Genomic DNA, 25,772 nt, shown 5'->3' on the forward strand with positions numbered 1-25,772 from the left:
ACTTACCCTCTCGGGCTTTCCTCCGGGCGCTTCCTTCGTTCTTGCGTTTCCGACTCTATCAGATCTTTCCGATCCGATTTCCTCGGTGCTTTCCGATCCCGAATTTGTTTTCTTCGGGGCCTTCCGGCGTGTCCACTACGTTAGCCGATTTCCCTGGAGACTCATAATCGAGCTCTTATGAAACGAATTTCGGCATGCCGAAATAGGTCCCGTTGGGATTCGTCGTAAGGAGTGGGTGGCCGCTCTCGGGAGGCTTGAGTAAGCACTGCCCGTCTCAAGCGGCTCGGGCCACATTACGCGTCTGTTGCGGCCGAGTCAAGGCGGCGCTTCCGCGGCGTGTGGGCCCGGTAGGGGCTCACGGTCCGGTCGCCGTCGATCCAGAAGCGCCACGGGTGCGGGGCGCCGTCGCCGCCCACGCCGGTGCGCGGGCCCGTGCGGATCAGCGCGGCGGGGGCCGGGGTGCCCGTGAGCAGGGCGAGCGGGGCGTCGGGGCCGGCGCAGGTGTCGGTGCCGTTCAAAGCGAGGGTGATGTCGAGGGCGGTGGCCAGGCGGGCCGGGCCCTTGGCCAGCTCCGTGTCGGAGCGGGCCGAAAGCCGGCGCTTCCTGGCCTGTTCCGTACCGCTCAGGATCTCCCCCGCGCGGAGCAGGACCCCGCTCGCGTGTCCTTCCGGGCCGCACACCAGGTTCAGGCAGTGCCACATGCCGTACGTGAAGTAGACGTACGCGTGTCCGGGCGGGCCGAACATCACGGCGTTGCGGGCGGTGCGGCCGCGGAAGGCGTGGGAGCCCGGGTCGATCGCGCCGGCGTACGCCTCCACCTCCGTGAGGCGGAGCTCGACGGGGCCGTCCGGGGTGTTCCGTACCAGGGTGCGGCCCAGCAGGTCCGGGGCCACCTCCAGGACGGGGCGGTCGAAGAAGGCCCGGGGGATCGGCGTACGGTCGGGGCTCTCGTTCATGGCGTCCGAGCGTAGTGGGGAACCGGCTACGGTCGTCACGCGTATGTAGGGGTCAGGACAGCGCAGGACGGACAAGGAGTCGTAGGTATGGGGTTCAAGAAGCTGCTCGCGAGTCTGGGTGCGGGCGGGGCGTCGGTGGAGACGGTGCTGACCGAGGAGAACGTCGTCCCCGGTGGCGTCGTCCAGGGCGAGGTGCGGATCCAGGGCGGCTCCGTGGCCCAGCAGATCGAGGGGCTGTCCGTCGGGCTCCAGGCGCGGGTCGAGGTCGAGGGCGGCGACCAGGAGCACAAGCAGGACATCGAGTTCGTGAAGGTGCGGCTCGGCGGGGCCTTCGAGGTGCAGGCCGGGGCGGTGCACGTGGTGCCGTTCGGTCTTGAGATCCCGTGGGAGACGCCGGTGACGGCCATCGCGGGGCAGCAGCTGCGCGGCATGAACATCGGGGTGACGACCGAGCTGGAAATCGCCCGCGCGGTGGACTCGGGCGACCTGGACCCGATCAACGTGCACCCGCTGCCGGCGCAGCAGGCGATCCTGGACGCCTTCATCCAGCTGGGCTTCCGCTTCAAGAGCGCGGACATGGAGCGCGGGCACATCCGCGGGACGCGGCAGCGGCTGCCCTTCTACCAGGAGATCGAGTTCTTCGCTCCGCAGCAGTACCGGGGGCTGAACCAGGTCGAGGTCAGCTTCGTCGCGGACGACCGGGAGATGGACGTCGTCCTGGAGATGGACAAGAAGCCGGGCCTGTTCACCGAGGGCAGCGACTCGTTCCGCTCGTTCACGGTGGGGCTGCACGACTTCCACACCACCGACTGGGCGGCGTACCTGAACCAGTGGCTCGCCGAGGTCGGCGGGCGCCGCAACTGGTTCTAGGCTCGGCCGCGCAGGACGTGTTCACAGTGGCCAGCGATACGGAGGTTCCAGACGTGGCCGAGGGCAAGAGGGCGCCGCTCCCCCATGACTTCCACCCGGCGGTGCCGGAGTTCACCGTGGTGAGCGACGACGTCGCGCCGGGCGGGGTACTGAAGGACGCACAGGTGTACGCGGCGGGGAACACCTCCCCGCAGCTGAGCTGGGAGGGCTTCCCCACGGGGACCAAGAGCTTCGCGGTGACCTGCTTCGATCCGGACGCTCCGACGGGCAGCGGTTTCTGGCACTGGGTGCTCTTCGACATCCCGGTGTCGGTGACGGAGCTGCCGGCGGGTGCCGGTTCGGGGGCCTTCGCGGGGCTGCCGGCGGGTGCCGTGCAGGCGCGCAACGACTACGGGTCGCGGGACTTCGGCGGGGCGGCTCCGCCGGCCGGGGAGAACCACCGGTACGTGTTCACCGTGTACGCGGTGGACTCGGAGAGGCTGGGGCCCGACGCGGACGCGTCGCCCGCCGTGGTCGGTTTCCACCTGCGCTTCCACGCGCTGGGGCGGGCGCAGCTGATCGGTGAGTACACGGCTCCCGCGGAGAGCTGAGCGTTCGTTGGTTGTTTGCCCGCTTCTGGTCTTGGAGAGATCAGAAGCGGGCATCTTTTCGTTTGCGGATATTGCGTTGTCCTACCCGGCGTGCCCGGCCAGAGTTGATCCAAGCCCGGAGCCCCGAGCGGGGCTGGGCCGGCACACGGGAGGCGGGCACAATGCGGGACACGCTGGTACTGAACGCGAGCTTCGAGCCGCTTTCTACGGTGACACTCAACCGTGCGGTGGTGCTTGTCCTGCAGGACAAGGCCGTCGTGGAGCAGGAGCATCCCGGTCTGCGCGTGCGGGCCGCCGCGGTGGACATGCCCGTGCCCCGGGTGATCAGGCTCTGCCGTTACGTCCGGGTGCCCTTCCGAAGACAGGCTCCGTGGTCGAGGCGGGGGGTGCTGGTCCGGGACCAGCACCGGTGCGCGTACTGCGGGCGGCGGGCGACGACCGTGGACCACGTGGTGCCGCGGGCGCAGGGCGGCGGGGACCACTGGATGAACACGGTGGCCTCGTGCGCGGAGGACAACCACCGCAAGGCGGACCGGACGCCGGAGCAGGCGGGGATGCCGCTGCTGCGCCAGCCGTTCGTGCCGACGCCGGCGGACGCGATGCTGCTCGCGATGCGGGCGGGCGAGCGGTCGGAGCTGCCGGAGTGGCTGACCTCTGACCAGGCGGCGTGACCCTGCTCGTATCGGCTCGTATCCGCTTGTGGTCGTCGGTGTGTCGGTGGGCCCGCCCCTGGTCGGGGGCGGGCCTTCTCGTCATCTCAGGGTGAGCTGGAGGATGGCGACGGTGCCGACGGCGATGATCACTCCGCGCAGGACGGCGGGTGACAGGCGCTTGCCGACCTTGGCGCCGATCTGGCCGCCGATGGTGGAGCCGACGGCGATGAGGAGGACGGCGGTCCAGTCGAAGTCGGCGACGAAGAGGAAGAAGGCGGCGGCGACGCCGTTGACGACGGCGCCGAGGATGTTCTTGACGGCGTTGACGCGCTGCAGGGTGTCGTGGAGCAGCAGGCCCATGAGGGAGAGGTAGAGGACACCCTGGGCGGCGCCGAAGTAGCCCCCGTAGACGCTGGCGAGGAAGAGGCCGACGAGGAGGACGGGGCCGCCGTCGGGGTGGGCCTCGGTGCCGGTGGCCTCGCGGCGGCGCCGGATGGCGGCGGCGATGCGGGGCTGGAGGAGGACGAGCAGGAGCGCGATGCCGATGAGGACGGGGACGATCGCGTCGAAGGCGTCGGAGGGCAGGGCGAGCAGCAGGATCGCGCCGACGAGTCCGCCGGCGAGGGCGGTGCCGCCGAGGCGGAGGATGCGTCCGCGCTGTCCGGTGAGCTCGCTGCGGTAGCCGATGGCGCCGCTGATGGAGCCGGAGACGAGTCCGAGGGTGTTGGAGACGTTCGCGGTGATGGGCGGCAGGCCGGTGGCGAGGAGGACGGGGAACGTGATCAGCGTGCCCGATCCGACGACGGTGTTGATGGCGCCGGCGGCCGTGCCGGCGCCGAACACCGCGAGTGCTTCCCAGATGGACAAGGCCATCTCCCTTACATGGTCAGTGAGTCGCCTCCCCGCCCCGGTGTGATGGCCCGGGGTCGAGGGGCTCGCACTGATCATGCACGAGGATTACGTGTACGTGTCAGTCAACTCGGGGCTCTTCGCGGCGCTCTCCGCCGTCGGCGGGGGGCGCGCTCTTGGTGTTGAAGCCGGAGGCGCCGGGGGCGACGTTGCCGAGGGCGCCGGAGAGGCCCTTGAGGGCGTCACCGATCTCGCTGGGCACGATCCAGAGCTTGTTGGCGTCGCCCTCGGCGATCTTCGGGAGCATCTGGAGGTACTGGTAGGAGAGCAGCTTCTGGTCGGGGTCGCCGGCGTGGATGGCCTCGAAGACGGTGCGGACGGCCTGCGCCTCGCCCTCGGCGCGGAGCGCGGCGGCCTTGGACTCGCCCTCGGCGCGCAGGATCGCGGACTGCTTCTCGCCCTCGGCGGTGAGGATCTGGGACTGGCGGATGCCCTCGGCGGTGAGGATCGCGGCGCGCTTGTCGCGGTCGGCGCGCATCTGCTTCTCCATCGAGTCCTGGATGGAGGTGGGCGGCTCGATCGCCTTGAGCTCGACGCGGTTGACGCGGATGCCCCACTTGCCGGTGGCCTCGTCGAGGACGCCGCGGAGGGCCGCGTTGATCTCCTCGCGGGAGGTGAGGGTGCGCTCCAGGTCCATGCCGCCGATGATGTTGCGGAGGGTGGTGACGGTGAGCTGCTCGATGGCCTGGATGTAGCTGGCGACCTCGTAGGTCGCGGCGCGGGCGTCGGTCACCTGGTAGTAGATGACGGTGTCGATGTTGACGACGAGGTTGTCCTGGGTGATCACCGGCTGCGGCGGGAACGGCACGACCTGCTCGCGGAGGTCGATGCGGTTGCGGATGCGGTCGATGAAGGGGACGACGATGTTGAGTCCCGCGTTGAGCGTGCGGGTGTAGCGGCCGAAGCGCTCCACGATCGCGGCGCTCGCCTGGGGGATGACCTGGATGGTCTTGATCAGGGCGATGAAGACAAGCACCACCAGAATGATCAGGACGATGATGACTGCTGACATCGTGTTCCCTGTGCCCTTCGCTGCGGGTTGCCGGTTGACTACGAGATGATGATCGAGTTTCCCAGACCGCGGGGCGTCATGGGCGAGGTTCGGTCACATGACGACGGCGGTGGCGCCGTCGATGTCGACGACGTCGACCTGTTCGCCCGGTTCGAAGCTCTGGCCGGTGTCGAAGGTCCGGGCGGACCAGACCTCGCCGTTGAGCTTGATGCGGCCGCCCGAGGAGTCGACGCGCTCCAGGACCAGGGCCTGACGGCCCTTCAGGGCGTCGATGCCGGTGGCGAGCCGGGGGCGGTCGTCGCGGTGGCGGGCCGCTATGGGGCGGACCACCGCGATGAGGGCGACGGAGACCGCGGCGAACGCGATCACCTGGCTGACGACGCCGAAGCCGAGGGCGGCGGTCACCGCGCCCGCGATCGCTCCGACGGACAACATGCCGAACTCGGGCATCGCGGTGAGGACGAGGGGAATGCCGAGCCCCACCGCGCCGATCAGCCACCAGACCCATGCGTCGATGTCCACAAGGTCATGGTAGGGCGGGTGGGGCTCCGGGGACAGGGCGCGGCGGGGGCGTGGCACTGTGCGGGAACCGCGCCTCCTCGCGTCGGGGCTGTCGGGGCTCAGGAGAGCGGCAGGCCCTGCGCGGTGTAGCGGTCGCCGACGTGCTCGACGACGAGGGGCAGGCCGAAGCAGCGGGACAGGTTGCGGGAGGTGAGCTCGGTCTCCATGGGGCCGGCGGCGAGCACCTTGCCCTGACGGATCATCAGGACGTGGGTGAAGCCGGGGGCGATCTCCTCGACATGGTGGGTCACCATGATCATCGAGGGGGCGTACGGGTCGCGGGCGAGCCGGCCGAGGCGGCGGACGAGGTCCTCGCGGCCGCCGAGGTCGAGGCCGGCGGCGGGCTCGTCGAGGAGGAGGAGCTCGGGGTCGGTCATCATCGCGCGGGCGATCAGGGTGCGCTTGCGCTCGCCCTCGGAGAGGGTGCCGAACTTGCGGTCCAGGTAGTCGGTCATGCCGAGGCGGTCGAGGAACGCCTTGGCGCGCTCCTCGTCGACCGGGTCGTAGTCCTCGTGCCAGGTGGCCGTCATGCCGTACGCGGCGGTGAGGACGGTCTGCAGGACGGTCTGGCGCTTGGGGAGCTTCTCCGCCATGGCGATGCCGGCCATGCCGATGCGGGGGCGCAGGTCGAAGACGTCGACGGCGCCGAGGCGCTCGCCGAGGATCGTGGCGGTGCCCTTGGTGGGGTAGAGGTAGCTGGAGGCGAGGTTGAGCAGCGTGGTCTTGCCGGCGCCGTTGGGGCCGAGGATGACCCAGCGCTCACCTTCCTTGACCGACCAGGAGACCTCGTCCACCAGAGCGCGTCCGTCGCGGACCACGGATACGTCCACCAGCTCCAGTACATCGCTCATGAGCGCGGTCTCTCCCCTTGCGGTCGAATCGTCTTCGTCGCCGTGCGCCTGGTGGGCGCGGCGTCCAGGGAAAACCTACGCCACCGGCGGGCCGGGCCGGTCCTTAGGGCTTGCTTTGCGCCGTGGGGCGGCCCGGGAGTCCCTAGGGTGGGGGTCATGCTTTCGGAACCACGCTCAGGTCGTCTGGCCGCTTGGGGCAATGCCCTGCTGGCCGGGGCGGTGTCGCCGGACGACGCGGCGCTCGCCATTGTCGGGGAGGACGCGGTGCACCGCGTGGAGGGGCTGCCGGGCGAGGCGGGGCCGGTGGGCCTGACGCTGGCGCTGGGGCGGCTGCGGCGGCTCGGGGTGACCGGGTGGCGGGTGGCGCTGCCCGCGCCGGGGCATCCGCTGGGGCTCAGCGGGCCGCCGGAGTTCAACGCGCGGGCGCTGGAGGCGGAGGAGGCGGTGGTCGGTTTCGGCGCGCCGTACGGTCTGGTGCCGGAGGTCTCGGAGGCGGGGCCCGCGGGTGATCTGCACGTGGAGGTCGTCTGGCGGTGCCTGGCGGTACGGGAGGCTCCGCCCGCGGACGTGCCGTCCCTGGGCGAGGCGGAGCGGGAGCTGGCGGAGGCCCTGCGGGAGGCGACGTCGGTGCTGACGCGCCTGGACGTGGCGGCCTCGGGCCCGACGGCGGAGGCGGCCCGCGACGCGTACCGCGCCCGCGCGGAGGCCGGCCGCGAGGTGCTGGCCCCGGGCTACCCGCCCCGCGCGGTCCGCGTCCTGGAGCTGGCCCAGCGGATCGGCCTGCTGGTGGACCTGGCGTACGACCACGGGCACGGGGGCGCGGTGAGCGCGGCGGAGATGGCGGCTCGGGGCGCCGCGCTGCGGCCGGTGGAGCGGGTGGCGCGGCGGGCGCAGGTCGCGGCGTACAACGCTTATGTGGAGGAGCGGGAGCGGGAGCGGGGGTTCTAGGGCCGCGGGGCTCTCGCCGCTGTCGGGGGTGCTCCGGGAAAGGGGTCGGCCCCCGGGGGGATCGTCCGGGGGCCGACGGTGGTGCTGGGGGTCAGTGGTTGACGGCCCCGTTGCCGAAGGCCGGGTTGAGCAGGCCGATCACGTTGATCGTGTTGCCGGAGACGTTCACGGGAACGTGGACCGGGACCTGCACCAGGTTGCCGGAGGCGACGCCCGGGGAGTGGAGGGCCTGGCCCTGGGCGTCCGCGTTGGCGGAGGCGACACCCGCACCGGCGGCGACGATGCCACCGGCGACCATGGTGAGGGCGGCGGCCTTCTTGAGGTTCTTCACTTCAGGATCCTTTGGTCATCGCTGCGGCCGGTCCGCCGCAGCACGCCATGGAGAACGCCCCACCGTCCGCGCGGTTGCGCCGAACGGGGGACATACACACGACGGTATGACCGGTGGAACGGGCGTACGCCCCCGCGCACTCAGGTGGTGAGCCCGTGGCGTACCGCCCAGAGCGCGGCCTGGGTGCGATCGGCGAGGTCCAGTTTCATGAGGATGTTCGAGACGTGGGTCTTCACCGTCTTCTCGGACAGGACCAGCGCGCGGGCGATCTCCCGGTTGGAGCGTCCGTCGGCGATCAGGCCCAGCACCTCCCGCTCGCGCTCGGTCAGGGTGGAGCCCCGGCCGGTGCCGTGGCCGTGGTCCTCCTGGCTGAGCAGCGCGCCCGCCACCTCGGGCTGGAGCAGCACGTGTCCGGCGTGGACGGAGCGGATGGCGCCCGCGAGCGCGTCGGGGTCGATGTCCTTGTAGACGTATCCGCTCGCGCCGGCGCGCAGCGCGGGGACGACCGTGCGCTGCTCGGTGAAGCTGGTGACGATCAGGACGCGGGCGGGGTTGGCCAGCTCACGCAGCCGACGCAGGGCCTCGATGCCGTCGGTGCCGGGCATCTTGACGTCCATGAGGACGACGTCGGGCCGCAGCTCCTCGGCGGCGGCCACGCCCTCGGCGCCGTCGGACGCCTCCCCCACGACCTCTATGTCGTCCTGGACCTCCAGGAACGTGCGCAGACCGCGCCGGACGACCTGGTGGTCGTCGACCAGCAGCACGCGGATCGGCTTCCTCTTCTCCTCAGCCACCGGGGACCTCCATCTCGATCGTGGTGCCCCGCCCCGGGGCCGATGTCACGGTCAGGGTGCCGCCGACCCCGGCCGACCGGTCCCGCATGGAGACCAGGCCCAGGTGCCGTCCGGCGCTGCGGACCGTGCGCGGGTCGAAGCCCCGGCCGTCGTCGGCGACGGTGAGCCGGGCGCCCGTACCGCTGCGGGCGAGGGTGACGGTGACGAGCGCGGCGCCGGAGTGGCGCAGCGCGTTGTGCAGGGCCTCCTGGGCGACCCGCAGTACGGCCTCCTCCTGCGCGGCGGGCAGGGCGCGCACCCCGCCGCCGTCGAAGGTGACGCGGGCGGTGTGGGCCCGGTCGAGGACCTGGATCTGGGTGCGCAGGGTGTGCACGAGGCCGTCCTCGTCGAGGGCGGCGGGCCGCAGCTCGACGACGGCGGCGCGCAGCTCGTCGGCGGCCTCGGCGGCCAGCGCGGCGACCTGCTGGAGCTCCTCCTTGGCGCGGGCCGGGTCGCGGTCGACGAGGGCGGCGGCGGCCTGGGCGGTGAGGCGCAGGGAGAACAGCTTCTGGCTGACGGCGTCGTGCAGCTCGTGCGCGAGCCGGGAGCGCTCCTCCGCGATGGTGAGCTCGCGGCTGCGCTCGTACAGGCGCGCGTTGGTCAGGGCGATGGCCGCGTGCTGGGCGAGGAGGGTGAGGAGCTCCTCGTCCTCCGCGGTGAAGCCGCAGCCGCCGGCGGGCTTGGGGCAGCGCTTGTTGGCCAGGAAGAGGGCGCCCAGGATCTCCTCGCCGTCGCGGACCGGCAGCCCGAGGAAGTCGGACATGTCGGGGTGGGCCTCGGGCCAGCCCTCGAAGCGGGGGTCCTCGCGGACGTCGGCGAGGCGCTCGGGCTCGGCCTTGTGGAGCATCGCGGCGAGGATGCCGTGCTGGCGGGGCAGCGGGCCGATGGCCCGCCACTGCTCGTCGCTGACGCCGTCGACGACGAACTGGGCGAAGCCGCCGTGGTCGTCGGGGACGCCGAGCGCCGCGTACTCCGCGTCGAGCAGCTCGCGGGCGGAGGCGACGATCGTCTTGAGGACGTCGTGGACCTCCATCTGGCGGTTCATCGCCAGCAGGGCGCTGCTCACGGCGGCCAGGCCGGAGCTCGGGCGGTGACTCATGTCCTCACCGTACCGGCGGGGTGTGACGGTCCGTATCCGTCCGAGGGCTCCGGTGGCGGGGTCGCTGGGCCTAGGTCGAAGTGCCCTGGGTGGTCAGGGCCCCGGGACGAGGCGGCGGGCGGCGGGGTCGATGAGGCTGGATCTCGTCGGTCCGGGGCGGGTGTCCCGGCCGAGGGCCGGGCGCCGGGTCGGCGGCCGGGACGCGGTGGAGGAAGAGGTGGGACGCATGTCTGTCGCGATCGTCACGGGGGCGTCGAGGGGACTGGGCCGGGCACTGGCCCTCGCGCTGGCCGGCCGGGGCTGGGACCTGGTGCTGGACGCGCGGTCGCCGGCCGTGCTGGCGGGGACGGCGGAGGAGGCGCGGCGGCTGGGCGCGCGGGTGGCGGTGGTGCCGGGCGACGTCACGGACGCCGGGCACCGCGCGGAGCTGGTGGCCGCGGCGGCCGGGCTCGGCGGTCTCGACCTGCTGGTGAACAACGCGGGCGTGCTGGGCGTGGAGCCGCTGGTCCCGCTGGCGGAGCACCCGCTGGACCGGTTCCGGGCCGCCCTGGAGGTCAACCTGGTGGCGCCGCTGGGGCTGGTTCAGGAGGCGCTGCCGCTGCTGCGGGCGGCGCCCTCGGGGGCGGTGCTGGACATCAGCTCGGACGCGGCGGTGACGGCGTACCGCACCTGGGGCGGCTACGGGGCGACGAAGGCGGGCCTGGACCTGCTGTCGGGGGTGCTGGCGGTGGAGGAGCCGGGGCTGCGGGTGTGGTGGGTGGATCCGGGCGGGATGCGGACGCGGATGCTGGCGGCGGCGGAGCCGGACGAGGACCTGGCGGGGACCCCGGCTCCGGAGGAGGTCGCCCCGGTGCTGCTGCGGCTGCTGGACGGGCGGCTGCCGAGCGGGCGTTATACGGCGGAGGGGCTGGCGGGGTCGGCCGCTCGCGTGGGGCAGGAGGGAGTGGCGGGGGCTGCGGGAGCTGCGGGGTCTGCGGGGTCTGCGGGGCAGGCCGACCCGGTCGGGCAGGCGGGAGCGCCCGGGCAGGCTGGGTCGGCTGGGTCTGCCGGGCACGTCGAGCCGGTCGGGCAGGCGGGAGCGGTCCGGTGAGTGGGGCGCTGGGCGGGCCGCTGGGCGGGTGGGTGGTGCCCGCGGAGCTGTCCGCGCGGGTGCCCGCCGAGCAGCGGGGGGCGGGGCGCGGCCGGGACGGCGTACGGCTGATGGTGTCGCGCGGCACGGCGGTGGAGCACCGGGTGTTCCGGGAGCTGCCGGGGCTGCTGCGGGCCGGGGACGTGCTGGTGGTGAACACCTCGGCGACGCTGGCGGCGGCCGTGGACGGGCGGCTGGGGGCGGGGCCGGACGGGGAGCCGGTGGTCGTCCACTTCTCCGCCCCGGACGACGGGGGGCGGCGCTGGGCGGTGGAGCTGCGGACCCCGGACGGCTCGGGGACGACGCTGCCACGCGCGGGCGGGCCCCCGGAGGCGGTGGTGCGGCTGCCGGGCGGGGCGCGGCTGGTCCTGGAGGAGCCGCTGGCGCCGGGGGCGGCGCGGCTGTGGTGGGCGCGGCCCGACGTGCCGGTGCCGGGGCTGCTGGCGCGGTACGGGCGCCCGATCCGGTACGGGTACACGGCGCGGGACCAGGCGCTCTCGGCGTACCAGACGGTGTTCGCGCTGGCCGCGCCGGACGGGTCCGGTTCGGCGGAGATGCCGAGCGCGGGGCGGCCTTTCACGGCGCGGCTGGTGGCGGAGCTGGTGAGCTGGGGCGTGCAGTTCGCGCCGGTGGTGCTGCACACGGGCGTGGCGTCGGCGGAGGCGCACGAGCCGCCGTACCCGGAGCGCTTCGAGGTGCCGGCGGCGACGGCGTGGCTGGTGAACGCGGCGCGGGCCGGCGGGGGCCGGGTGATCGCCGTGGGGACGACGGCGGTACGGGCGCTGGAGTCGGCCGTGGCCGCGCCGGGCGCGGCGGGCGGGCCGGCCGCGCAGACGGCGCAGGCGGCGGCGGGGTGCGCGGGAGGGCGTCCAGGGGCGGTCGGCGGGCGCGGCGGAGGTACGGCGGTAGCGCCGGGCGGCGGAGGTACGGCCGTCGTCGCGCCCGCCGCCGGGCACCGCTCCGCCGGGAACGGTGTCGTGCGGGCCGTCGCCGGGTGGACCGGGCTCGTCGTGACGCCGGAGCGCGGGGTGCGGGTCGTGGACGGGCTGCTGACCGGGCTGCACGAGCCCGAGGCGTCGCATCTGCTGATGCTGGAGGCGGTGGCGGGGCGGGCCGCGCTGCGCCGCGCGTACCAGGAGGCGGTGCGGGAGCGGTACCTCTGGCACGAGTTCGGGGACGTCCACCTCATCCTCCCGGAGGAGAGTCCTCACCGTGCGAATTGCTGACGCAACTCATGGTGAGTTTGTTACACGCCCGATGTGAGCCCGCGCATAGGACCCACATCACTTACGAATCCCCCTAGTGGATGCGTAAAGAGCAGATGAAGGCCACCCGGGCCGGTGCCCGACCCGTTCCGGGCCGGTTTCGGGATGCCCCTTCCCAGCCCCTGATCCACTACCCGGGATCGTACGTCACACCTTTGCCACGGCATTTTGCTGCCGCTAAGAATTGCGTCCGTCGCCGCCGAGCAGGCGCAGCGCCGCCCCGGCCTGAGCGACCCCCTGCGATTCGAAGAGGTAGTGCCGTATGTCTGCGAAGACCCCTGGCCACAGTCGTGGTCTGAACAAGACCCACAAGGCCACGATCGCCGGCGTCGCCGCTCTCAGCGCAGCCGCCATCGGCTTCTCCCTCATCCCGGGCAACGGCGGCAGCACCGAGGTCGAGCCGCAGGCCCTCGCCGGTACCCAGCAGGTCGCCTGGGCCTACGACGCGAACAGCCCGCAGGCGAAGGCGCTGGCCGCCAGCCTCGACTCGCAGCAGTCGACGATCGCGCTGAAGGCCAAGCAGGACGCCGCCAAGGTGAAGGCCGCCGTCGACGCGAAGGCCAAGGCCGACGCCAAGGCGAAGGCGGACGCGAAGGCGAAGGCCGAGGCCAAGGCGAAGGCCGAGGCGAAGAAGCGCGCCGAGGCCAAGTCCGCCGCGAGCCGCGCCGCCGTCCGCAAGCCGGTGTACGCGAACAACCTCGACGGCTGGATCCGCGAGGCGCTGTCCATCATGGACAAGCACAACATCCCGGGCACCTACAACGGCATCCACAAGAACGTGATGCGCGAGTCCAGCGGCAACCCGCTGGCGATCAACAACTGGGACATCAACGCCATCAACGGCGTGCCGTCCAAGGGCCTGCTCCAGGTCATCTACCCGACCTTCAAGGCGTACCACGTCCCCGGTACCAAGTTCGACCAGTACGACCCGGTCGCCAACATCGTCGCCGCCTGCAACTACGCGGCCGACCGTTACGGCACGATCGACAACGTCAACAGCGCGTACTGAGCCTCCGCTCCGCGCCCCCGCACATGCCGAAGGGCGGCACCCCGCACGGGGTGCCGCCCTTCGGGCGTGGCGCAGAGCGCGCGGCCGCGCCGTTACTTGCGCATGACCTCGGGCTCGTGGCGGCGCAGCAGCCGCGCGACGAGCACGCAGCAGAGCGCGGCCATCAGCAGCTGGACGCCGAGGTCGATGCCCCACTGCGCGGCCGAGTGCTCCCAGAGGGCGTCGAGGTTGCCGGGGTTCTTGTGGTCCCACGGCGGCATCAGGTGCGCCAGGTCGAGCGTGGTGCCGGCGCCGGCGATGCCCCAGCGGGACGGCATCAGCCAGGCGAACTGCTCCAGGCCGGGCGAGCCGTACACCTGGAAGAGGATGCCGGTGAACACGACCTGGACGATCGCGAACATGACGAGCAGCGGCATGGTCTTCTCGGCGGTCTTCACCAGGGCGGAGATGACCAGGCCGACCATCATCGAGGTGATGCCGAGCGCGATGACCTGGACGCAGAGCTCCAGCGCCGGGGGCATGAACAGGCCCTCCTCCGGCAGCTCGCGAGTGGAGAAGCCGATGCCGCAGATGATCACGCCCTGGAAGGCGGTGATCACGCCGAGGACGATGACCTTGGACATCAGGTACGCGGAGCGGGACAGGCCGGTGGCGCGCTCCCGCTCGTAGATGACCCGTTCCTTGATCAGTTCTCGTACGGAGTTGGCGGCGCCCGAGAAGCACATGCCGACCGCGAGGATCAGCATGATCGTGCCGGCGTCGCCGTTGAAGCGGGACGGCGCGACGGGCTTGCCGAGGCCGAAGTCGGCCGGGATGACGACCGAGACCGCGCCGAGGACGGCGGGCAGGATCACCATCAGGGCCAGGAAGCCCCGGTCGGAGGCGATCACCGAGACGTAGCGGCGGATCAGGGTCCACAGCTGGGAGCCCCAGCCCTGCGGCTTGGGCGGGCGGGTCATCGCCTGCTGGGCCTGCTGCGGCATCTGGACCGGCTGGGCGGCGACGGCGTCGATCTCGGCCGCGTACATCTGGTAGTGCTGTGAGCCCTTCCAGCGGCCCGCCCAGTCGTAGTCGCGGTAGTTCTCGAAGGCGGAGAAGACGTCGGCCCAGGTGGAGTAGCCGAAGAAGTTCAGCGCCTCCTCCGGCGGGCCGAAGTACGCCACCGAGCCGCCGGGCGCCATCACCAGCAGCTTGTCGCACAGGCCGAGCTCGGCCACCGAGTGGGTGACGACGAGGACGGTGCGGCCGTCGTCGGCGAGGCCGCGCAGCAGCTGCATGACGTCGCGGTCCATGCCCGGGTCGAGGCCGGAGGTCGGCTCGTCCAGGAAGATCAGGGAGGGCTTGGTCAGCAGCTCCAGGGCGACCGAGACGCGCTTGCGCTGGCCGCCGGAGAGGGAGGTGACCTTCTTCTCCTTGTGGATGTCGAGCTTGAGCTCGCGCAGCACCTCGCCGATCCGGGCCTCGCGCTCGGCCTCGGCGGTGTCGCCGGGGAAGCGCAGCTTGGCCGCGTAGCGCAGCGCCTTCTGGACCGTCAGCTCCTTGTGCAGGATGTCGTCCTGCGGGACCAGGCCGATGCGCTGGCGCAGCTCGGCGAACTGCTTGTAGAGGCTGCGGTTGTCGTAGAGGACGTCGCCCTGGTCGGCGGGCCGGTAGCCGGTGAGCGCCTTGAGGAGCGTCGACTTGCCGGAGCCGGAGGGGCCGATGACGCCGATCAGCGACTTCTCCGGGACGCCGAAGGTGACGTCCTTGAGGATCTGCTTGCCGCCGTCGACCGTGACGGTGAGGTGGCGCGCGGAGAAGGAGACGTCGCCGGTGTCGACGAACTCTTCCAGCTGGTTGCCGACGATGCGGAAGGTGGAGTGGCCGACGCCGACGATGTCGTTGGGGCCGATGAGAACGGTGCCGTTCTTCGGGATCGGCTGACCGTTGACGTACGTGCCGTTGTGCGAGCCGAGGTCGGTGATCTCGAACCGGCCGTCGGGCGTCGCCTGGAACTTGGCGTGCTGGCGCGAGACCTGGAGGTCGGAGACGACCAGCTCGTTCTCCAGCCCACGGCCGATGCGCATGACATGGCCGAGATTGAGCTGGTGGAAGGTGGTGGGGCTGCGGTCGCCGTGCACCGGGTACGCGCCCTGGGGGCCGGCCTGCGGGCCGCCCTGCTGGTGCGGGACCTGCGGAGGCTGGCCCTGGGGCTGGCCCTGGTGCGGCTGGCCCTGCTGCGGCGGGACCCCCTGCGGCGCCTGCTGCTGCGGCGGCTGCGGCTGCTGCCAGCCCTGCTGCGGGGCCTGGTGCTGCTGCTGCGGCGGGCCCTGGTGCGTGGCCCAGTCGGCCTGCGCGGCGGCGGGCGCCTGGTGCGCGGGCTGCGCCGGGGCGGCGGCCTGCTGCTGCGCGGGCGCGCCGGCGGCGGCGAGGTTCAGCCGCGGGCCGTCGGTGGCGTTGCCGAGGTGGACGGCCGAGCCGGGGCCGATCTCCACCTGGTGGACCCGCTGCCCCTGTACGAACGTGCCGTTGGTGGAGCCGTGGTCCTCGATGACCCAACTCCGGCCGCCCCAGCTGATGGTGGCGTGCCGCCACGAGACCCTGGCGTCGTCGATGACCAGGTCGCCCTGGGGATCGCGGCCGAGGGTGTACGACCTGGCCGGATCGAGGGTCCAGGTCCTTCCGTTCAATTCCAGTACGAGTTCTGGCACTCCATGCCCCACTACTTGTCCCCCGCGGGTCCCCCGTCATCGGGAGCCCAGGGATGATGAACATCCGGGGGAACTATTTCAGGCCCCGGGGCGTATCCGGAAGTCGGGTTGGTGTGAAGAGGTCGCGCGACCCGCACGGCGCGCGCCTCCGTGACAAGCGGAGGGCCACACGGGTGTCCGGCAGGCGGGACGGGGGCTCGGCGGGCGGGGGGCGCCCGATACGGTGGTCGCACCATGAGCGCATCGCAGACCTCAGACGTTCCCACCTCGGACGATCCCGCCGCGCACCTCGTCGCCGCGGACGTTCCCACGCTTCTCGTCAAGATCTTCGGGAAGGACCGTCCCGGGATCACCGCCGGACTCTTCGACACCCTCGCCGCCTACTCCGTCGACGTCGTGGACATCGAGCAGGTCGTCTCCCGCGGCCGGCTCGTCCTGTGCGCGCTCGTCACCGAGCCGACCGTCGCCACCCAGGGCGAGCTCCGCGCGACCGTGCACAGCTGGGCCGAGTCCATGAAGCTCCAGGCCGAGATCATCTCGGGCACGGGCGACAACCGGCCACGGGGTGAGGGCCGCTCCCACGTCACGGTGCTGGGGCATCCGCTGACCGCCGAGCAGACGGCGGCCATAGCGGCCAGGATCGCGGGGGCCGGCGGCAACATCGACCGGATCTTCCGGCTGGCCAAGTACCCGGTGACGGCGGTCGAGTTCGCCGTCTCGGGCTGTGAGACGGAGCCGCTGCGGACCGCGCTGGCCACCGAGGCGCACTCGGTCGGCGTGGACGTGGCCGTGGTCGCGTCCGGGCTGCACCGGCGGGCCCAGCGGCTCGTCGTCATGGACGTCGACTCGACCCTGATCCAGGACGAGGTCATCGAGCTGTTCGCGGCGCACGCGGGCTGCGAGGACAAGGTCGCCGAGGTGACGGCGGCGGCGATGCGCGGCGAGCTGGACTTCGAGCAGTCGCTGCACGCGCGGGTCGAGCTGCTGGCGGGGCTGGACGCCTCGGTGGTGGACAAGGTGCGCTCCGAGGTGCGGCTGACCCCGGGGGCGCGCACCCTGATCCGTACCCTCAAGCGGCTCGGCTACCAGGTGGGCGTGGTCTCCGGCGGCTTCACGCAGGTCACCGACGACCTGAAGGAGAAGCTGGGGCTCGACTTCGCGCAGGCCAACACCCTGGAGATCGTGGACGGGCGGCTGACCGGCCGGGTCACCGGGGAGATCGTGGACCGGGCGGGCAAGGCGCGGCTGCTGCGCCGCTTCGCGGAGGAGGCCGGGGTGCCGCTGGCGCAGACGGTCGCGATCGGCGACGGCGCCAACGACCTGGACATGCTGAACGCGGCCGGGCTCGGGGTGGCGTTCAACGCCAAGCCGGTGGTGCGGCGGGCGGCGGACACGGCGGTCAACGTGCCGTTCCTGGACACGGTGCTCTATCTGCTGGGCATCACCCGCGAGGAGGTCGAGGCCGCGGACGGCGGCACGGGCGACCTGCTGCACTGAGCGGCGCGCGTACGGGACGGGGCCCGGTCGTCGGTGGACGGCCGGGCCCCTTCGCGTGCCCGTCGGCGGGCGGCACGCTCAGTCGTGCGGGGTCCAGAAGTCGGTGAGGGTGCCGACGCCGTGCTCGACGGACTTCCAGGAGCCGTCGAAGGTGACGACGGCGAAGGCGGAGGTGGGGAAGCCGCTGCGGGTCATCCGGGCGAGGGTGTCGCCCTGGGCGCTGCCGGACAGGGCGTCGGCCATGGCGTGCATCCCGGGGTTGTGGCCGACGAGCAGCAGGCTGCCGACGGAGTCGGGCGTCTCGTTGACCACGGCGATGAGCTCGCCGAGGGACGCCTCGTACAGCCGGTCCTCGTACACCGTCTTGGGGCGCTGGGGGAGCTCCTGGACGGCGAGCTTCCAGGTCTCCCGGGTCCTGGCCGCGGTGGAGCAGAGGGCCAGGTCGAGGGGGATGCCGGTCTCGGCGAGCTGCCGTCCGGCGACGGGGGCGTCCTGCCTGCCGCGGTCGGCGAGCGGCCGGTCGTGGTCGGAGACCTGGGGCCAGTCGGCCTTGGCGTGGCGGAGCAGCACGATCCTGCGGGGTGTGTCGACGCTCATGTCCACCAGCTTCGCACGGATGAGGCCGTGTTGACGTGGAGAGCGGAGCGGTCCACACCTCAGGGGGAATCAGAGGGAGAGGGTCTGCTGGAGCTGTTCGAGGAGGCGGGCGAAGGTGAGGTCGCCGCCGGCCGCCTGGGCCTGCTCCGGGCCGCTGATGAGGAGGAAGAGGGCGAGGAAGGCGAGCACCGGGAGGACCAGGGCCCACCAGGGCAGCCGGGTGTCGACTCCGGCCGGCACATGGACGAGGTCCCTGCGGTCGCTGGTCCGGGTCTGGGCCGACATGGCCGCCTCCGTGGGTCGGGGGGTGCGCCGCGGGGCCGTTCCCCGCGTCGTCTCCACCGTACGGAGCGCGCGGCGTCCGGCCCATCAGGTGATCCACCCACTCGACCCTGACACTGACCCCCTAGGGGACAGGGGGGATAGCACCACCCCTCCCCCGGTCCGGCCGGGTCAGGGCGAGGCGAGGGAGGCGATGACGGCGATGACGACCGTGATGCCCAGCATCGCGCCGAGCACGATGAGGAACTTCTTCTGGCCGTTCGGGGGGTTCGGTTCGAGTACGGGCATGGGACCAGTCTCGCATCTCAGCATTCGTCCTCGACGGTCCGGTCCCGTCCGGCGAGGCTGCCCACGATCATCTGCGGGATCATCAGGCCCGCCATGAGCGCGATGGGCAGGCCCCAGCCGCCGCTGTGCTGGTAGAGGATGCCGACGAGGAGCGGTCCGGGGATGGAGATCAGGTAGCCGACGCTCTGCGCGAAGGCGGACAGCCGGACGACTCCGGCGCCGGTCCGCGAGCGCATTCCGATCATGGTGAGGGCGAGCGGGAAGGCGCAGTTGGAGACGCCGAGGAGCAGCGCCCACAGCCAGGCGCCCGCGGCGGGGGCGAAGGCGAGGCCGCTGTAGCCGGCGAGGCCGCACAGGGCGAGGGTGACGACGATCGGGCCCTGGGTCTTCATCCGGGTCGCGAGCCGGGGTATGACGAAGGCGAGCGGGACGCCCATGACCATGGTGACGGCGAGCAGCACGCCCGCGGTGGAGGCGGGGACGCCGGCGTCGCGGAAGATCTGCGGCATCCAGCCCATGGTGATGTACGCGCCGGTGGCCTGGAGGCCGAAGAAGACGCCGAGGGCCCAGGCGGTGCGGCTGCGGGTGATCCGGGGCGCGGCGGCGGGCTCTGCGGCGGGGGCGGCCGGGGCCGCCTGGGCCGGGACGGCGCCGGTGGCGGCGGCGCGGGGGCGGCCGCGCAGGACCAGGAGGAGCCAGGGCAGCACGGCGACGGCGGCGAGGCCCGCCCAGACGCCGAGGCCGAGGCGCCAACTGCCGCCGAGGGCCTGCGTCATGGGCACGGTCAGCGCGGCGGCCAGGGAGGTGCCGAGGGCCAGGGCCATGGAGTAGAGCCCGGTCATGCTGCCGATGCGCTCGGGGAAGTACGTCTTGACGATGACCGGCATCAGGACGTTGCTGAGCGCGATGCCCATGAGGGCGAGGGCGCTGGCGGCGAGGAAGGCCGGGGTCCCGCCCGCGAGGGGGCGCAGCAGCAGTCCGGTGAAGATGGCGGCCATGCCGGCGCAGACGACGGCGGCGGGTCCGAAGCGGCGGGCGAGGCGGGGGGCGGCGATGCCGAAGACGGCGAAGCAGAGCGGGGGTACGGAGGTGAGGACGCCGGCGACGCTGCCGCTCATGTGGAGCCCGACGCGGACCTCTTCGAGGAGGGCGCCGAGGCTGGTGATGGCGGGGCGCAGGTTGAGCGCCGCGAGGACGAGTCCGACGGCGACGAGTCCGGTGACCCAGCGGGCGGGGCCGGCGGTGGGGGCGGGCGCGGGGGTGGCGCCCGCGCGGGGGCGGGTCCCGGTGGGGGCGGCCTCGGCGGTGGGGGCGAGGGTCTGTGGCTCGTCAGGCATGGGGACATCATAGAATCATGGGATGATTGGTTGTCCAATCTCGAACGAATCGCTTCGACTCCCGAACGAACCGCTCTGACCCTCGGACGAAACGCTCCGGCTCCCGGACGAATCGCTTCGACGACTCCGTGTCCCGATGACGGAAGGTGCACCCCATGGCGCTCGGCCATCCCCGGCGAGCCGGGCTCTCCGATCAGGTGATCGCCCAGCTGCGCAACCAGATCACCTCGGGCGAGTGGCCGGTGGGCAGCCGGATCCCGACCGAGCCCGAGCTCGTCGAGCAGCTCGGCGTCGCCCGTAACACCGTCCGCGAGGCGGTGCGCGCGCTCGCCCACAACGGGCTGCTCGACATCCGGCAGGGCTCCGGCACGTACGTGGTGGCGACGAGCGAGCTGGCCGGGGTGATGCACCGCCGGTTCGCGGACTCGGACCCGCGCCACATCGCGGAGCTGCGCTCGACGCTGGAGTCCTCGGCGGCCCGGCTGGCGGCCCAGCGGCGCACCGATCGGGACGTCAAGCAGCTCGACGCGCTGCTCGCGCGCCGCGAGGAGGTCTGGCGGTCGGGCGACGCGGAGGAGTTCGTGACGGTGGACGCGGCCTTCCACCACGCGGTGGTCGTCGCCTCGCACAACGAGGTGCTGACCGAGCTGTACGCCGACCTCGGGCACGTGCTGCGGGAGTGGCTGCGCGGCGACGTGGGCCGGGAGCTTCGGCCGGAGAACCACATGGACCACGCGCGCCTGGTGGAGGCCATCCGCGCGGGCGACGCCGAGCGGGCGGCGGCGGAGGCGGCGAGCTATCCGTTCCTGTGCCTCAGGAGCCCGGAGCCGCCGGTTCGTGGGTGATCCACGCCGTACGGACCTCCTTCCAGCAGCGGCCGGCGACCTGGGCGTAGTCGGCCGGGGCGACCGCGACCGGCGCGCTGTCGGTGTCCACGTCCCACCAGCGCGCGCACTCGACGTGCAGCCGGACCCGGTCGGTGCGCGGGAAGGGGTTCTGGCAGTACGCGGTGACCGTGGAGCCCCGGACGTCGGTGCGGCAGGAGGCGCCGGCGTCCTCGTCCGGCTCGGCCGCGGGGGCCGAGCGGGGCGCGTCCTCGGCGGCGCCGGGGGCGGGGCGGGTCTCGGCGGCGACGGCGAGGCCGGCCAGGCCCGCGAGGAGAGCGGCGGCCGAGAGCAGGGCCGGGACCTGGGAGTACAGCGCGCGCATGGGCGTACCTCCTCCCCGTCCGTGGGCCCGCCGCGGACCGGTCCGTGGCCGGTGGGCAGCCCGTGGGTAGCCGGAATGTCACGCTCTGAACGTCACGCTTCGACCAGTCTGCGGTGGTTCGCCCGACTTTTCGACTCGAACCCGGATCACCGGGCCCGGGTCGCGGGACGGCGAAGGGGCCGGACCCCCGCGCGGAAGCGGGGGTCCGGCCCCTTCGGGCACGGCGGGGAGCGTCAGGCGCCGATCGCGTGCAGGCCGCCGTCCACGTGGACGATCTCGCCGGTCGTCTTCGGGAACCAGTCGGAGAGCAGCGCGACGATCGCGCGGCCGGCCGGCTCCGGGTCGGTCAGGTCCCACTCCAGCGGGGAGCGCGAGTCCCAGACGCTCGCCAGCTCGCCGAAGCCCGGGATGGACTTGGCGGCCATCGAGCCGAGCGGACCGGCCGAGACCAGGTTGCAGCGGATGTTCTGCTTGCCCAGGTCACGGGCCATGTAGCGGCTGGTGGCCTCCAGGGCGGCCTTGGCCGGGCCCATCCAGTCGTACTGCGGCCAGGCGAACTTCGCGTCGAAGGTGAGGCCGACGACCGAGCCGCCCTCGCTCATCAGCGGCAGCACGGCCATGGTCAGCGACTTCAGCGAGAAGGCCGAGACGTGCATGGCGGTCGAGACCGACTCGAACGGCGTGTTGAGGAAGTTGCCGCCGAGCGCGTCCTGCGGCGCGAAGCCGATGGAGTGCACGACGCCGTCGATGCGGTCGCCCAGGTGCTCGCGGACCTGGCCCTCCAGGCGCGCGAGGTGCTCGTCGTTGGAGACGTCGAGCTCCAGGACCTTCACGTTCTCGGGCTTGGGGAGCTTCTTGGCGATGCGCTCGGTCAGCGTGGGCCGGGGCCAGGCGGTGAGGATGATCTCCGCGCCCTGCTCCTGGGCCAGCTTGGCGGCGTGGAAGGCGATGGAGGACTCCATCAGCACCCCGGTGATCAGGATGCGCTTGCCCTCGAGAATTCCGCTCATGTGATCAGTGACCCATGCCCAATCCGCCGTCAACCGGGATGACGGCTCCAGTGATGTACGAGGCGTCGTCCGAGGCGAGGAACTTCACCGCCGCGGCGATCTCCCCGGGCTGCGCGTAACGGCCCAGGGGAACCTGGGCCACGATGCCGGCGCGCTGCTCGTCGCTGAGGACGGCGGTCATGTCGGTGTCGACGAAACCGGGCGCGACGACGTTGAAGGTGATGTTGCGCGAACCGAGCTCGCGGGCCAGGGAGCGCGCGAACCCGACCAGGCCGGCCTTCGAGGCGGCGTAGTTCGCCTGGCCCGCCGAGCCGAGCAGGCCGACGACCGAGGAGATCAGGACGACGCGGCCCTTCTTGGCGCGCAGCATCGCGCGGTTGGCGCGCTTCACGACCCGGAAGGTGCCGGTGAGGTTGGTGTCGAGGACGGACGTGAAGTCCTCCTCGGACATGCGCATGAGGAGCTGGTCCTTCGTCACGCCGGCGTTGGCCACCAGGACCTCGACCGGACCGTGCTTCTCCTCGATCTCCTTGTACGCCTGGTCCACCTGCTCGGTGTCCGTGATGTCGCAGCGGACGGCCAGGAAACCGGCCTTCTCCAGCTCCGCCGGGTCGCCCGAGCGGTACGTGATCGCGACCTTGTCGCCGGCCTCGGCGAACGCGCGGGCGATGGCGAGGCCGATGCCCCGGTTTCCTCCGGTGACGAGAACCGAGCGGCTCAACGGATCACCCTTTCGATAGCGGTCTGGTATGCCGAAAACCTATCGGTCCGTTCCGCGATACGGAGAATCGGGCCCTGACAGTGGCGTACGGAAGTCACTGTCGGGTCTCTACAGAATGGTCTGGGCATCCCGGCGTAAAGCGCGACATGATCGGGGACGACCGGTCTCACACGACAGGAGACAGCTGTGCCATCTGGCCCCCATTCCCTCGACGCAGCCTTCACGGCGCTGCCCCTGCGGGCGCTCGCCGACGCGGCGCTCGCCCGCGCGCGGGCGCTCGGCGCCGACCACGCCGACTTCCGCCTGGAGCGGGTCCGCAGCGCCTCCTGGCGGCTGCGCGACGCCAAGCCGTCCGGCTCCTCGGACACCACCGACCTCGGCTACGCGGTGCGGGTCGTGCACGGCGGGGCCTGGGGCTTCGCCTCCGGCGTCGACCTCACCATGGACGGCGCCGCGAAGGTCGCCTCGCAGGCGGTCGCCATGGCCAAGCTCTCCGCCAAGGTGATCGCGGCGGCCGGCTCCAGCGAGCGCGTCGAGCTGGCCGACGAGCCCGTGCACGCGGACAAGGTGTGGATCTCCTCGTACGAGATCGACCCCTTCGCCGTCTCCGCCGAGGAGAAGAGCGGGCTGCTCGCCGACTGGAGCGCCCGGCTGCTGCGCGCCGACGGCGTGGCGCACGTGGACGCCTCGCTGCTCACCGTGCACGAGAACAAGTTCTACGCGGACACCGCGGGCACCGTCACCACCCAGCAGCGGGTCCGGCTGCACCCGCAGCTCACCGCCGTCGCCGTGGACGAGTCCACCGGCGAGTTCGACTCGATGCGGACCCTCGCGCCGCCGGCCGGGCGGGGCTGGGAGTACCTGACCGGCACCGGCTGGGACTGGGACAAGGAGCTCGACGAGATCCCCGGGCTGCTCGCCGAGAAGATGCGCGCCCCGAGCGTCGAGGCCGGCCGCTACGACCTGGTCGTGGACCCCTCGAACCTGTGGCTCACCATCCACGAGTCCATCGGACACGCCACCGAGCTCGACCGCGCCCTCGGCTACGAGGCGGCCTACGCGGGCACCTCCTTCGCCACCTTCGACCAGCTCGGCAAGCTGGCCTACGGCTCCTCGATCATGAACGTGACGGGTGACCGCACCGCCGAGCACGGGCTCGCCACCATCGGCTACGACGACGAGGGCGTCCAGGCCCAGTCCTGGGACCTGGTCAAGGACGGCACGCTCGTCGGCTACCAGCTGGACCGCCGGATCGCGAAGCTGACCGGCCTCGGCCGCTCCAACGGCTGCGCCTTCGCCGACTCCCCCGGCCACGTGCCGGTGCAGCGGATGGCCAACGTGTCGCTCCAGCCCGACCCCGGCGGCCTCTCCACCGAGGACCTGATCGGCGGCGTGGAGCGCGGCGTCTACGTGGTCGGCGACCGCTCCTGGTCCATCGACATGCAGCGCTACAACTTCCAGTTCACCGGCCAGCGCTTCTTCCGCATCGAGAACGGGCGGCTCGCCGGGCAGCTCCGGGACGTCGCGTACCAGGCGACGACCACCGACTTCTGGGGCTCCATGGAGCAGGTCGGCGGCCCCCAGACGTACGTGCTCGGCGGCGCCTTCAACTGCGGCAAGGCCCAGCCGGGCCAGGTCGCGGCCGTCTCGCACGGCTGCCCGTCCGCCCTCTTCCGGGGCGTCAACATTCTGAACACGACGCAGGAGGCCGGTCGATGAGCCGCGTCAGCAAGCCGTACGAGATCGTCGAGCAGGCCCTGGAGCTGTCCCGCGCGGACGGCTGCGTCGTCATCGCCGACGAGGAGTCCTCGGCCAACCTGCGCTGGGCCGGGAACGCCCTCACCACCAACGGCGTCACCCGCGGCCGCACCCTCACCGTGATCGCCACCGTGGACGGCGCCCAGGGCACCGCCTCCGGCGTGGTGTCCCGCTCGGCGGTCACCGCCGCCGACCTGGAGCCGCTGGTCCGCGAGGCGGAGGCCGCCGCACGGGCCGCCGGGCCCGCCGAGGACGCCCAGCCGCTGGTGTCCGGGGTGCCCGTCTCGCCCGACTTCACGGACGCGCCGGCCGAGACCACCTCCGCGGTCTTCGACGCCTTCGCGCCCGCCCTCGGCGAGGCGTTCGCGCGGGCCCGCGCAGGCGGCCGGGAACTGTACGGATTCGCCAACCACGAGCTCACCTCCAGCTACCTCGGCACCTCCACCGGGCTGCGGCTGCGGCACGACCAGCCGAACGGCACCCTGGAGCTCAACGCCAAGTCGCCGGACCGCTCGCGCTCCGCCTGGGCCGGGCGCTCGACCCGCGACTTCAAGGACGTCGACCCGGCCGCCCTCGACGCGGAGCTCGCCGTCCGGCTCGGCTGGGCCGAGCGCCGGATCGAGCTGCCCGCCGGGCGCTACGAGACGCTGCTGCCCCCGACCGCCGTCGCCGACCTGCTGATCTACCAGCTGTGGTCGTCCATCGCCCGGGACGCCGTGGAGGGCCGCACGGTCTTCTCCAAGCCCGGCGGCGGCACCCGCCTCGGCGAGACCCTCTCGCCGCTGCCGCTCACCCTGCGCAGCGACCCGCACCAGCCGGGCCTGGAGTCCTCCCCGTTCGTGCTGGCGCACTCCTCGGGCGACGACTCCTCCGTCTTCGACAACGGCCTGCCCATCGAGCCGGTGGACTGGGTACGGGACGGGAAGCTGGCCCATCTGATCACCACCCGGCACACCGCCGGGCTCACCGGCCTGCCGGTGGCCCCGGGCGCCGGGAACCTGATCCTGGACGGCGGCGGCGAGCGCTCTCTGGAGGAGATGGTCGCGGCCACCGAGCGCGGCCTGCTGCTGACCTGCCTCTGGTACATCCGCGAGGTGGACCCGGCGACGCTGCTGCTCACCGGCCTGACCCGGGACGGCGTCTACCTGGTCGAGAACGGCGAGGTGGTCGGCGAGGTCAACAACTTCCGGTTCAACGAGTCGCCGGTGGACCTGCTGTCGCGGGCCACCGAGGCGGGCCGGACGGAGCAGACCCTGCCGCGCGAGTGGAGCGACTGGTTCACCCGGGCCGCGATGCCCGCCCTGCGGGTGCCCGACTTCAACATGAGCTCGGTCAGCAAGGGCGTCTGACCCGCCTAGACTGGCCGG

26 protein-coding genes and 1 pseudogene are annotated in these 25,772 nt (G+C 72.4%); 11 read left to right on the plus strand and 16 right to left on the minus strand.

Annotated features, from left to right (window positions below):
- Positions 1–293: 293 nt before the first annotated feature.
- Complete coding sequence (locus AB0C99_RS20605; protein WP_362476836.1) at positions 294–956, minus strand: DNA-3-methyladenine glycosylase; 663 nt, start codon at positions 954–956, stop codon at positions 294–296.
- An 87-nt stretch (positions 957–1,043) separates the two neighbouring features.
- Between AB0C99_RS20605 and AB0C99_RS20610 the strand changes: the two genes are divergently transcribed.
- The 3 genes from AB0C99_RS20610 (at position 1,044) to AB0C99_RS20620 (ending at position 3,087) form a co-directional block, all read left to right on the plus strand.
- On the plus strand, positions 1,044–1,826 hold the full coding sequence (locus AB0C99_RS20610) for a sporulation protein (protein ID WP_362476838.1): 783 nt from the start codon (positions 1,044–1,046) through the stop codon (positions 1,824–1,826).
- Between the two features lie 53 nt (positions 1,827–1,879).
- Entirely contained in the window at positions 1,880–2,416 is a 537-nt protein-coding gene (locus AB0C99_RS20615) for a YbhB/YbcL family Raf kinase inhibitor-like protein (protein WP_362476839.1), read from the plus strand.
- Positions 2,417–2,577: 161 nt separating this feature from the next.
- Positions 2,578–3,087, plus strand: coding sequence for an HNH endonuclease (locus AB0C99_RS20620; protein ID WP_362476841.1), 510 nt, complete (start codon positions 2,578–2,580; stop codon positions 3,085–3,087).
- Positions 3,088–3,168: 81 nt separating this feature from the next.
- Here AB0C99_RS20620 and AB0C99_RS20625 read toward each other — a convergent pair whose 3' ends face one another.
- From AB0C99_RS20625 to AB0C99_RS20640, 4 genes are all read right to left on the minus strand, one after another.
- The gene (locus AB0C99_RS20625; protein WP_362476843.1) at positions 3,169–3,942 is read right to left on the minus strand and encodes a sulfite exporter TauE/SafE family protein; all 774 of its coding nucleotides are present in this window, start codon (positions 3,940–3,942) and stop codon (positions 3,169–3,171) included.
- Between the two features lie 97 nt (positions 3,943–4,039).
- Complete coding sequence (locus tag AB0C99_RS20630; RefSeq protein WP_362476845.1) at positions 4,040–4,990, minus strand: SPFH domain-containing protein; 951 nt, start codon at positions 4,988–4,990, stop codon at positions 4,040–4,042.
- A gap of 93 nt (positions 4,991–5,083) precedes the next feature.
- Positions 5,084–5,512 carry an NfeD family protein gene (locus tag AB0C99_RS20635; RefSeq protein ID WP_362476847.1) on the minus strand — a complete coding sequence of 143 codons (429 nt, stop codon included), beginning with the start codon at positions 5,510–5,512 and terminating at the stop codon, positions 5,084–5,086.
- Positions 5,513–5,610: 98 nt separating this feature from the next.
- Positions 5,611–6,402, minus strand: a complete 792-nt coding sequence (locus AB0C99_RS20640; RefSeq protein WP_362476849.1) for an ABC transporter ATP-binding protein — start codon at positions 6,400–6,402, stop codon at positions 5,611–5,613.
- A 156-nt stretch (positions 6,403–6,558) separates the two neighbouring features.
- Here AB0C99_RS20640 and AB0C99_RS20645 point away from each other — a divergent pair, with 156 nt between their 5' ends.
- Positions 6,559–7,350, plus strand: a complete 792-nt coding sequence (locus tag AB0C99_RS20645) for a hypothetical protein (RefSeq protein WP_362476851.1) — start codon at positions 6,559–6,561, stop codon at positions 7,348–7,350.
- A gap of 91 nt (positions 7,351–7,441) precedes the next feature.
- Here AB0C99_RS20645 and AB0C99_RS20650 read toward each other — a convergent pair whose 3' ends face one another.
- The 3 genes from AB0C99_RS20650 to AB0C99_RS20660 all read right to left on the minus strand — a co-directional run bounded on the left by AB0C99_RS20650 (position 7,442) and on the right by AB0C99_RS20660 (position 9,613).
- Complete coding sequence (locus AB0C99_RS20650; protein ID WP_345530423.1) at positions 7,442–7,681, minus strand: chaplin; 240 nt, start codon at positions 7,679–7,681, stop codon at positions 7,442–7,444.
- 140 nt (positions 7,682–7,821) lie between these two features.
- Positions 7,822–8,475 (minus strand): response regulator transcription factor, encoded by a 654-nt coding sequence (locus tag AB0C99_RS20655; RefSeq protein WP_362476852.1) that lies wholly within the window; start codon positions 8,473–8,475, stop codon positions 7,822–7,824.
- Entirely contained in the window at positions 8,468–9,613 is a 1,146-nt protein-coding gene (locus tag AB0C99_RS20660) for a GAF domain-containing sensor histidine kinase (RefSeq protein ID WP_362476854.1), read from the minus strand. Before AB0C99_RS20660 ends, AB0C99_RS20655 begins: the two co-directional genes overlap by 8 nt.
- Positions 9,614–9,839: 226 nt before the next feature.
- Between AB0C99_RS20660 and AB0C99_RS20665 the strand changes: the two are divergent.
- From AB0C99_RS20665 to AB0C99_RS20675, 3 genes and pseudogenes are all read left to right on the plus strand, one after another.
- Positions 9,840–10,514, plus strand: a pseudogene (locus AB0C99_RS20665) (SDR family oxidoreductase); the annotation flags it as partial.
- A gap of 185 nt (positions 10,515–10,699) precedes the next feature.
- The gene (locus AB0C99_RS20670) at positions 10,700–11,968 is read left to right on the plus strand and encodes an S-adenosylmethionine:tRNA ribosyltransferase-isomerase (RefSeq protein WP_362476856.1); all 1,269 of its coding nucleotides are present in this window, start codon (positions 10,700–10,702) and stop codon (positions 11,966–11,968) included.
- A gap of 301 nt (positions 11,969–12,269) precedes the next feature.
- Positions 12,270–13,016 (plus strand): transglycosylase SLT domain-containing protein, encoded by a 747-nt coding sequence (locus AB0C99_RS20675; RefSeq protein ID WP_362476858.1) that lies wholly within the window; start codon positions 12,270–12,272, stop codon positions 13,014–13,016.
- Between the two features lie 92 nt (positions 13,017–13,108).
- On the opposite strand, the gene AB0C99_RS20680 is transcribed toward AB0C99_RS20675, so the two are convergent.
- A complete protein-coding gene (locus tag AB0C99_RS20680) occupies positions 13,109–15,718 on the minus strand; it encodes an FHA domain-containing protein (protein ID WP_362476860.1) in 2,610 nt (869 codons plus the stop codon).
- 222 nt (positions 15,719–15,940) lie between these two features.
- On the opposite strand from AB0C99_RS20680, the gene serB reads away from it, so the two are divergent.
- Positions 15,941–17,203 (plus strand): phosphoserine phosphatase SerB, encoded by a 1,263-nt coding sequence (serB, locus tag AB0C99_RS20685; RefSeq protein ID WP_362476862.1) that lies wholly within the window; start codon positions 15,941–15,943, stop codon positions 17,201–17,203.
- A 78-nt stretch (positions 17,204–17,281) separates the two neighbouring features.
- Here the strand turns inward: serB and AB0C99_RS20690 are convergent, their stop codons facing one another.
- From AB0C99_RS20690 to AB0C99_RS20705, 4 genes are all read right to left on the minus strand, one after another.
- Positions 17,282–17,800: a histidine phosphatase family protein gene (locus AB0C99_RS20690; protein WP_362476864.1), complete on the minus strand. Its 519-nt coding sequence runs from the start codon at positions 17,798–17,800 to the stop codon at positions 17,282–17,284.
- Positions 17,801–17,869: 69 nt separating this feature from the next.
- A complete protein-coding gene (locus tag AB0C99_RS20695) occupies positions 17,870–18,085 on the minus strand; it encodes a hypothetical protein (RefSeq protein WP_362476866.1) in 216 nt (71 codons plus the stop codon).
- A gap of 168 nt (positions 18,086–18,253) precedes the next feature.
- Positions 18,254–18,370, minus strand: coding sequence for an SGM_5486 family transporter-associated protein (locus AB0C99_RS20700; RefSeq protein ID WP_362476867.1), 117 nt, complete (start codon positions 18,368–18,370; stop codon positions 18,254–18,256).
- A 17-nt stretch (positions 18,371–18,387) separates the two neighbouring features.
- Entirely contained in the window at positions 18,388–19,707 is a 1,320-nt protein-coding gene (locus AB0C99_RS20705; RefSeq protein WP_362476868.1) for an MFS transporter, read from the minus strand.
- A gap of 155 nt (positions 19,708–19,862) precedes the next feature.
- Between AB0C99_RS20705 and AB0C99_RS20710 the strand changes: the two genes are divergently transcribed.
- Positions 19,863–20,552 carry a FadR/GntR family transcriptional regulator gene (locus AB0C99_RS20710; RefSeq protein ID WP_362476869.1) on the plus strand — a complete coding sequence of 230 codons (690 nt, stop codon included), beginning with the start codon at positions 19,863–19,865 and terminating at the stop codon, positions 20,550–20,552.
- Here AB0C99_RS20710 and AB0C99_RS20715 read toward each other — a convergent pair.
- The 3 genes from AB0C99_RS20715 to fabG form a co-directional block, all read right to left on the minus strand.
- Positions 20,521–20,916 carry a hypothetical protein gene (locus AB0C99_RS20715; RefSeq protein ID WP_362476870.1) on the minus strand — a complete coding sequence of 132 codons (396 nt, stop codon included), beginning with the start codon at positions 20,914–20,916 and terminating at the stop codon, positions 20,521–20,523. The genes AB0C99_RS20710 and AB0C99_RS20715 overlap by 32 nt on opposite strands.
- Before the next feature lie 233 nt (positions 20,917–21,149).
- Complete coding sequence (gene fabI / locus AB0C99_RS20720; protein WP_362476872.1) at positions 21,150–21,926, minus strand: enoyl-ACP reductase FabI; 777 nt, start codon at positions 21,924–21,926, stop codon at positions 21,150–21,152.
- 4 nt (positions 21,927–21,930) lie between these two features.
- Complete coding sequence (fabG, locus tag AB0C99_RS20725; protein ID WP_362476874.1) at positions 21,931–22,647, minus strand: 3-oxoacyl-[acyl-carrier-protein] reductase; 717 nt, start codon at positions 22,645–22,647, stop codon at positions 21,931–21,933.
- Between the two features lie 186 nt (positions 22,648–22,833).
- Between fabG and AB0C99_RS20730 the strand changes: the two genes are divergently transcribed.
- The gene (locus AB0C99_RS20730) at positions 22,834–24,366 is read left to right on the plus strand and encodes a TldD/PmbA family protein (protein WP_362476876.1); all 1,533 of its coding nucleotides are present in this window, start codon (positions 22,834–22,836) and stop codon (positions 24,364–24,366) included.
- Positions 24,363–25,754 (plus strand): TldD/PmbA family protein, encoded by a 1,392-nt coding sequence (locus AB0C99_RS20735; RefSeq protein WP_362476878.1) that lies wholly within the window; start codon positions 24,363–24,365, stop codon positions 25,752–25,754. The genes AB0C99_RS20730 and AB0C99_RS20735 overlap by 4 nt, the downstream gene beginning before the upstream one ends.
- Positions 25,755–25,772 lie beyond the last annotated feature (18 nt).

It is taken from the genome of Streptomyces sp. NPDC048659, from assembly GCF_040650575.1.
Classification (GTDB): domain Bacteria; phylum Actinomycetota; class Actinomycetes; order Streptomycetales; family Streptomycetaceae; genus Streptomyces.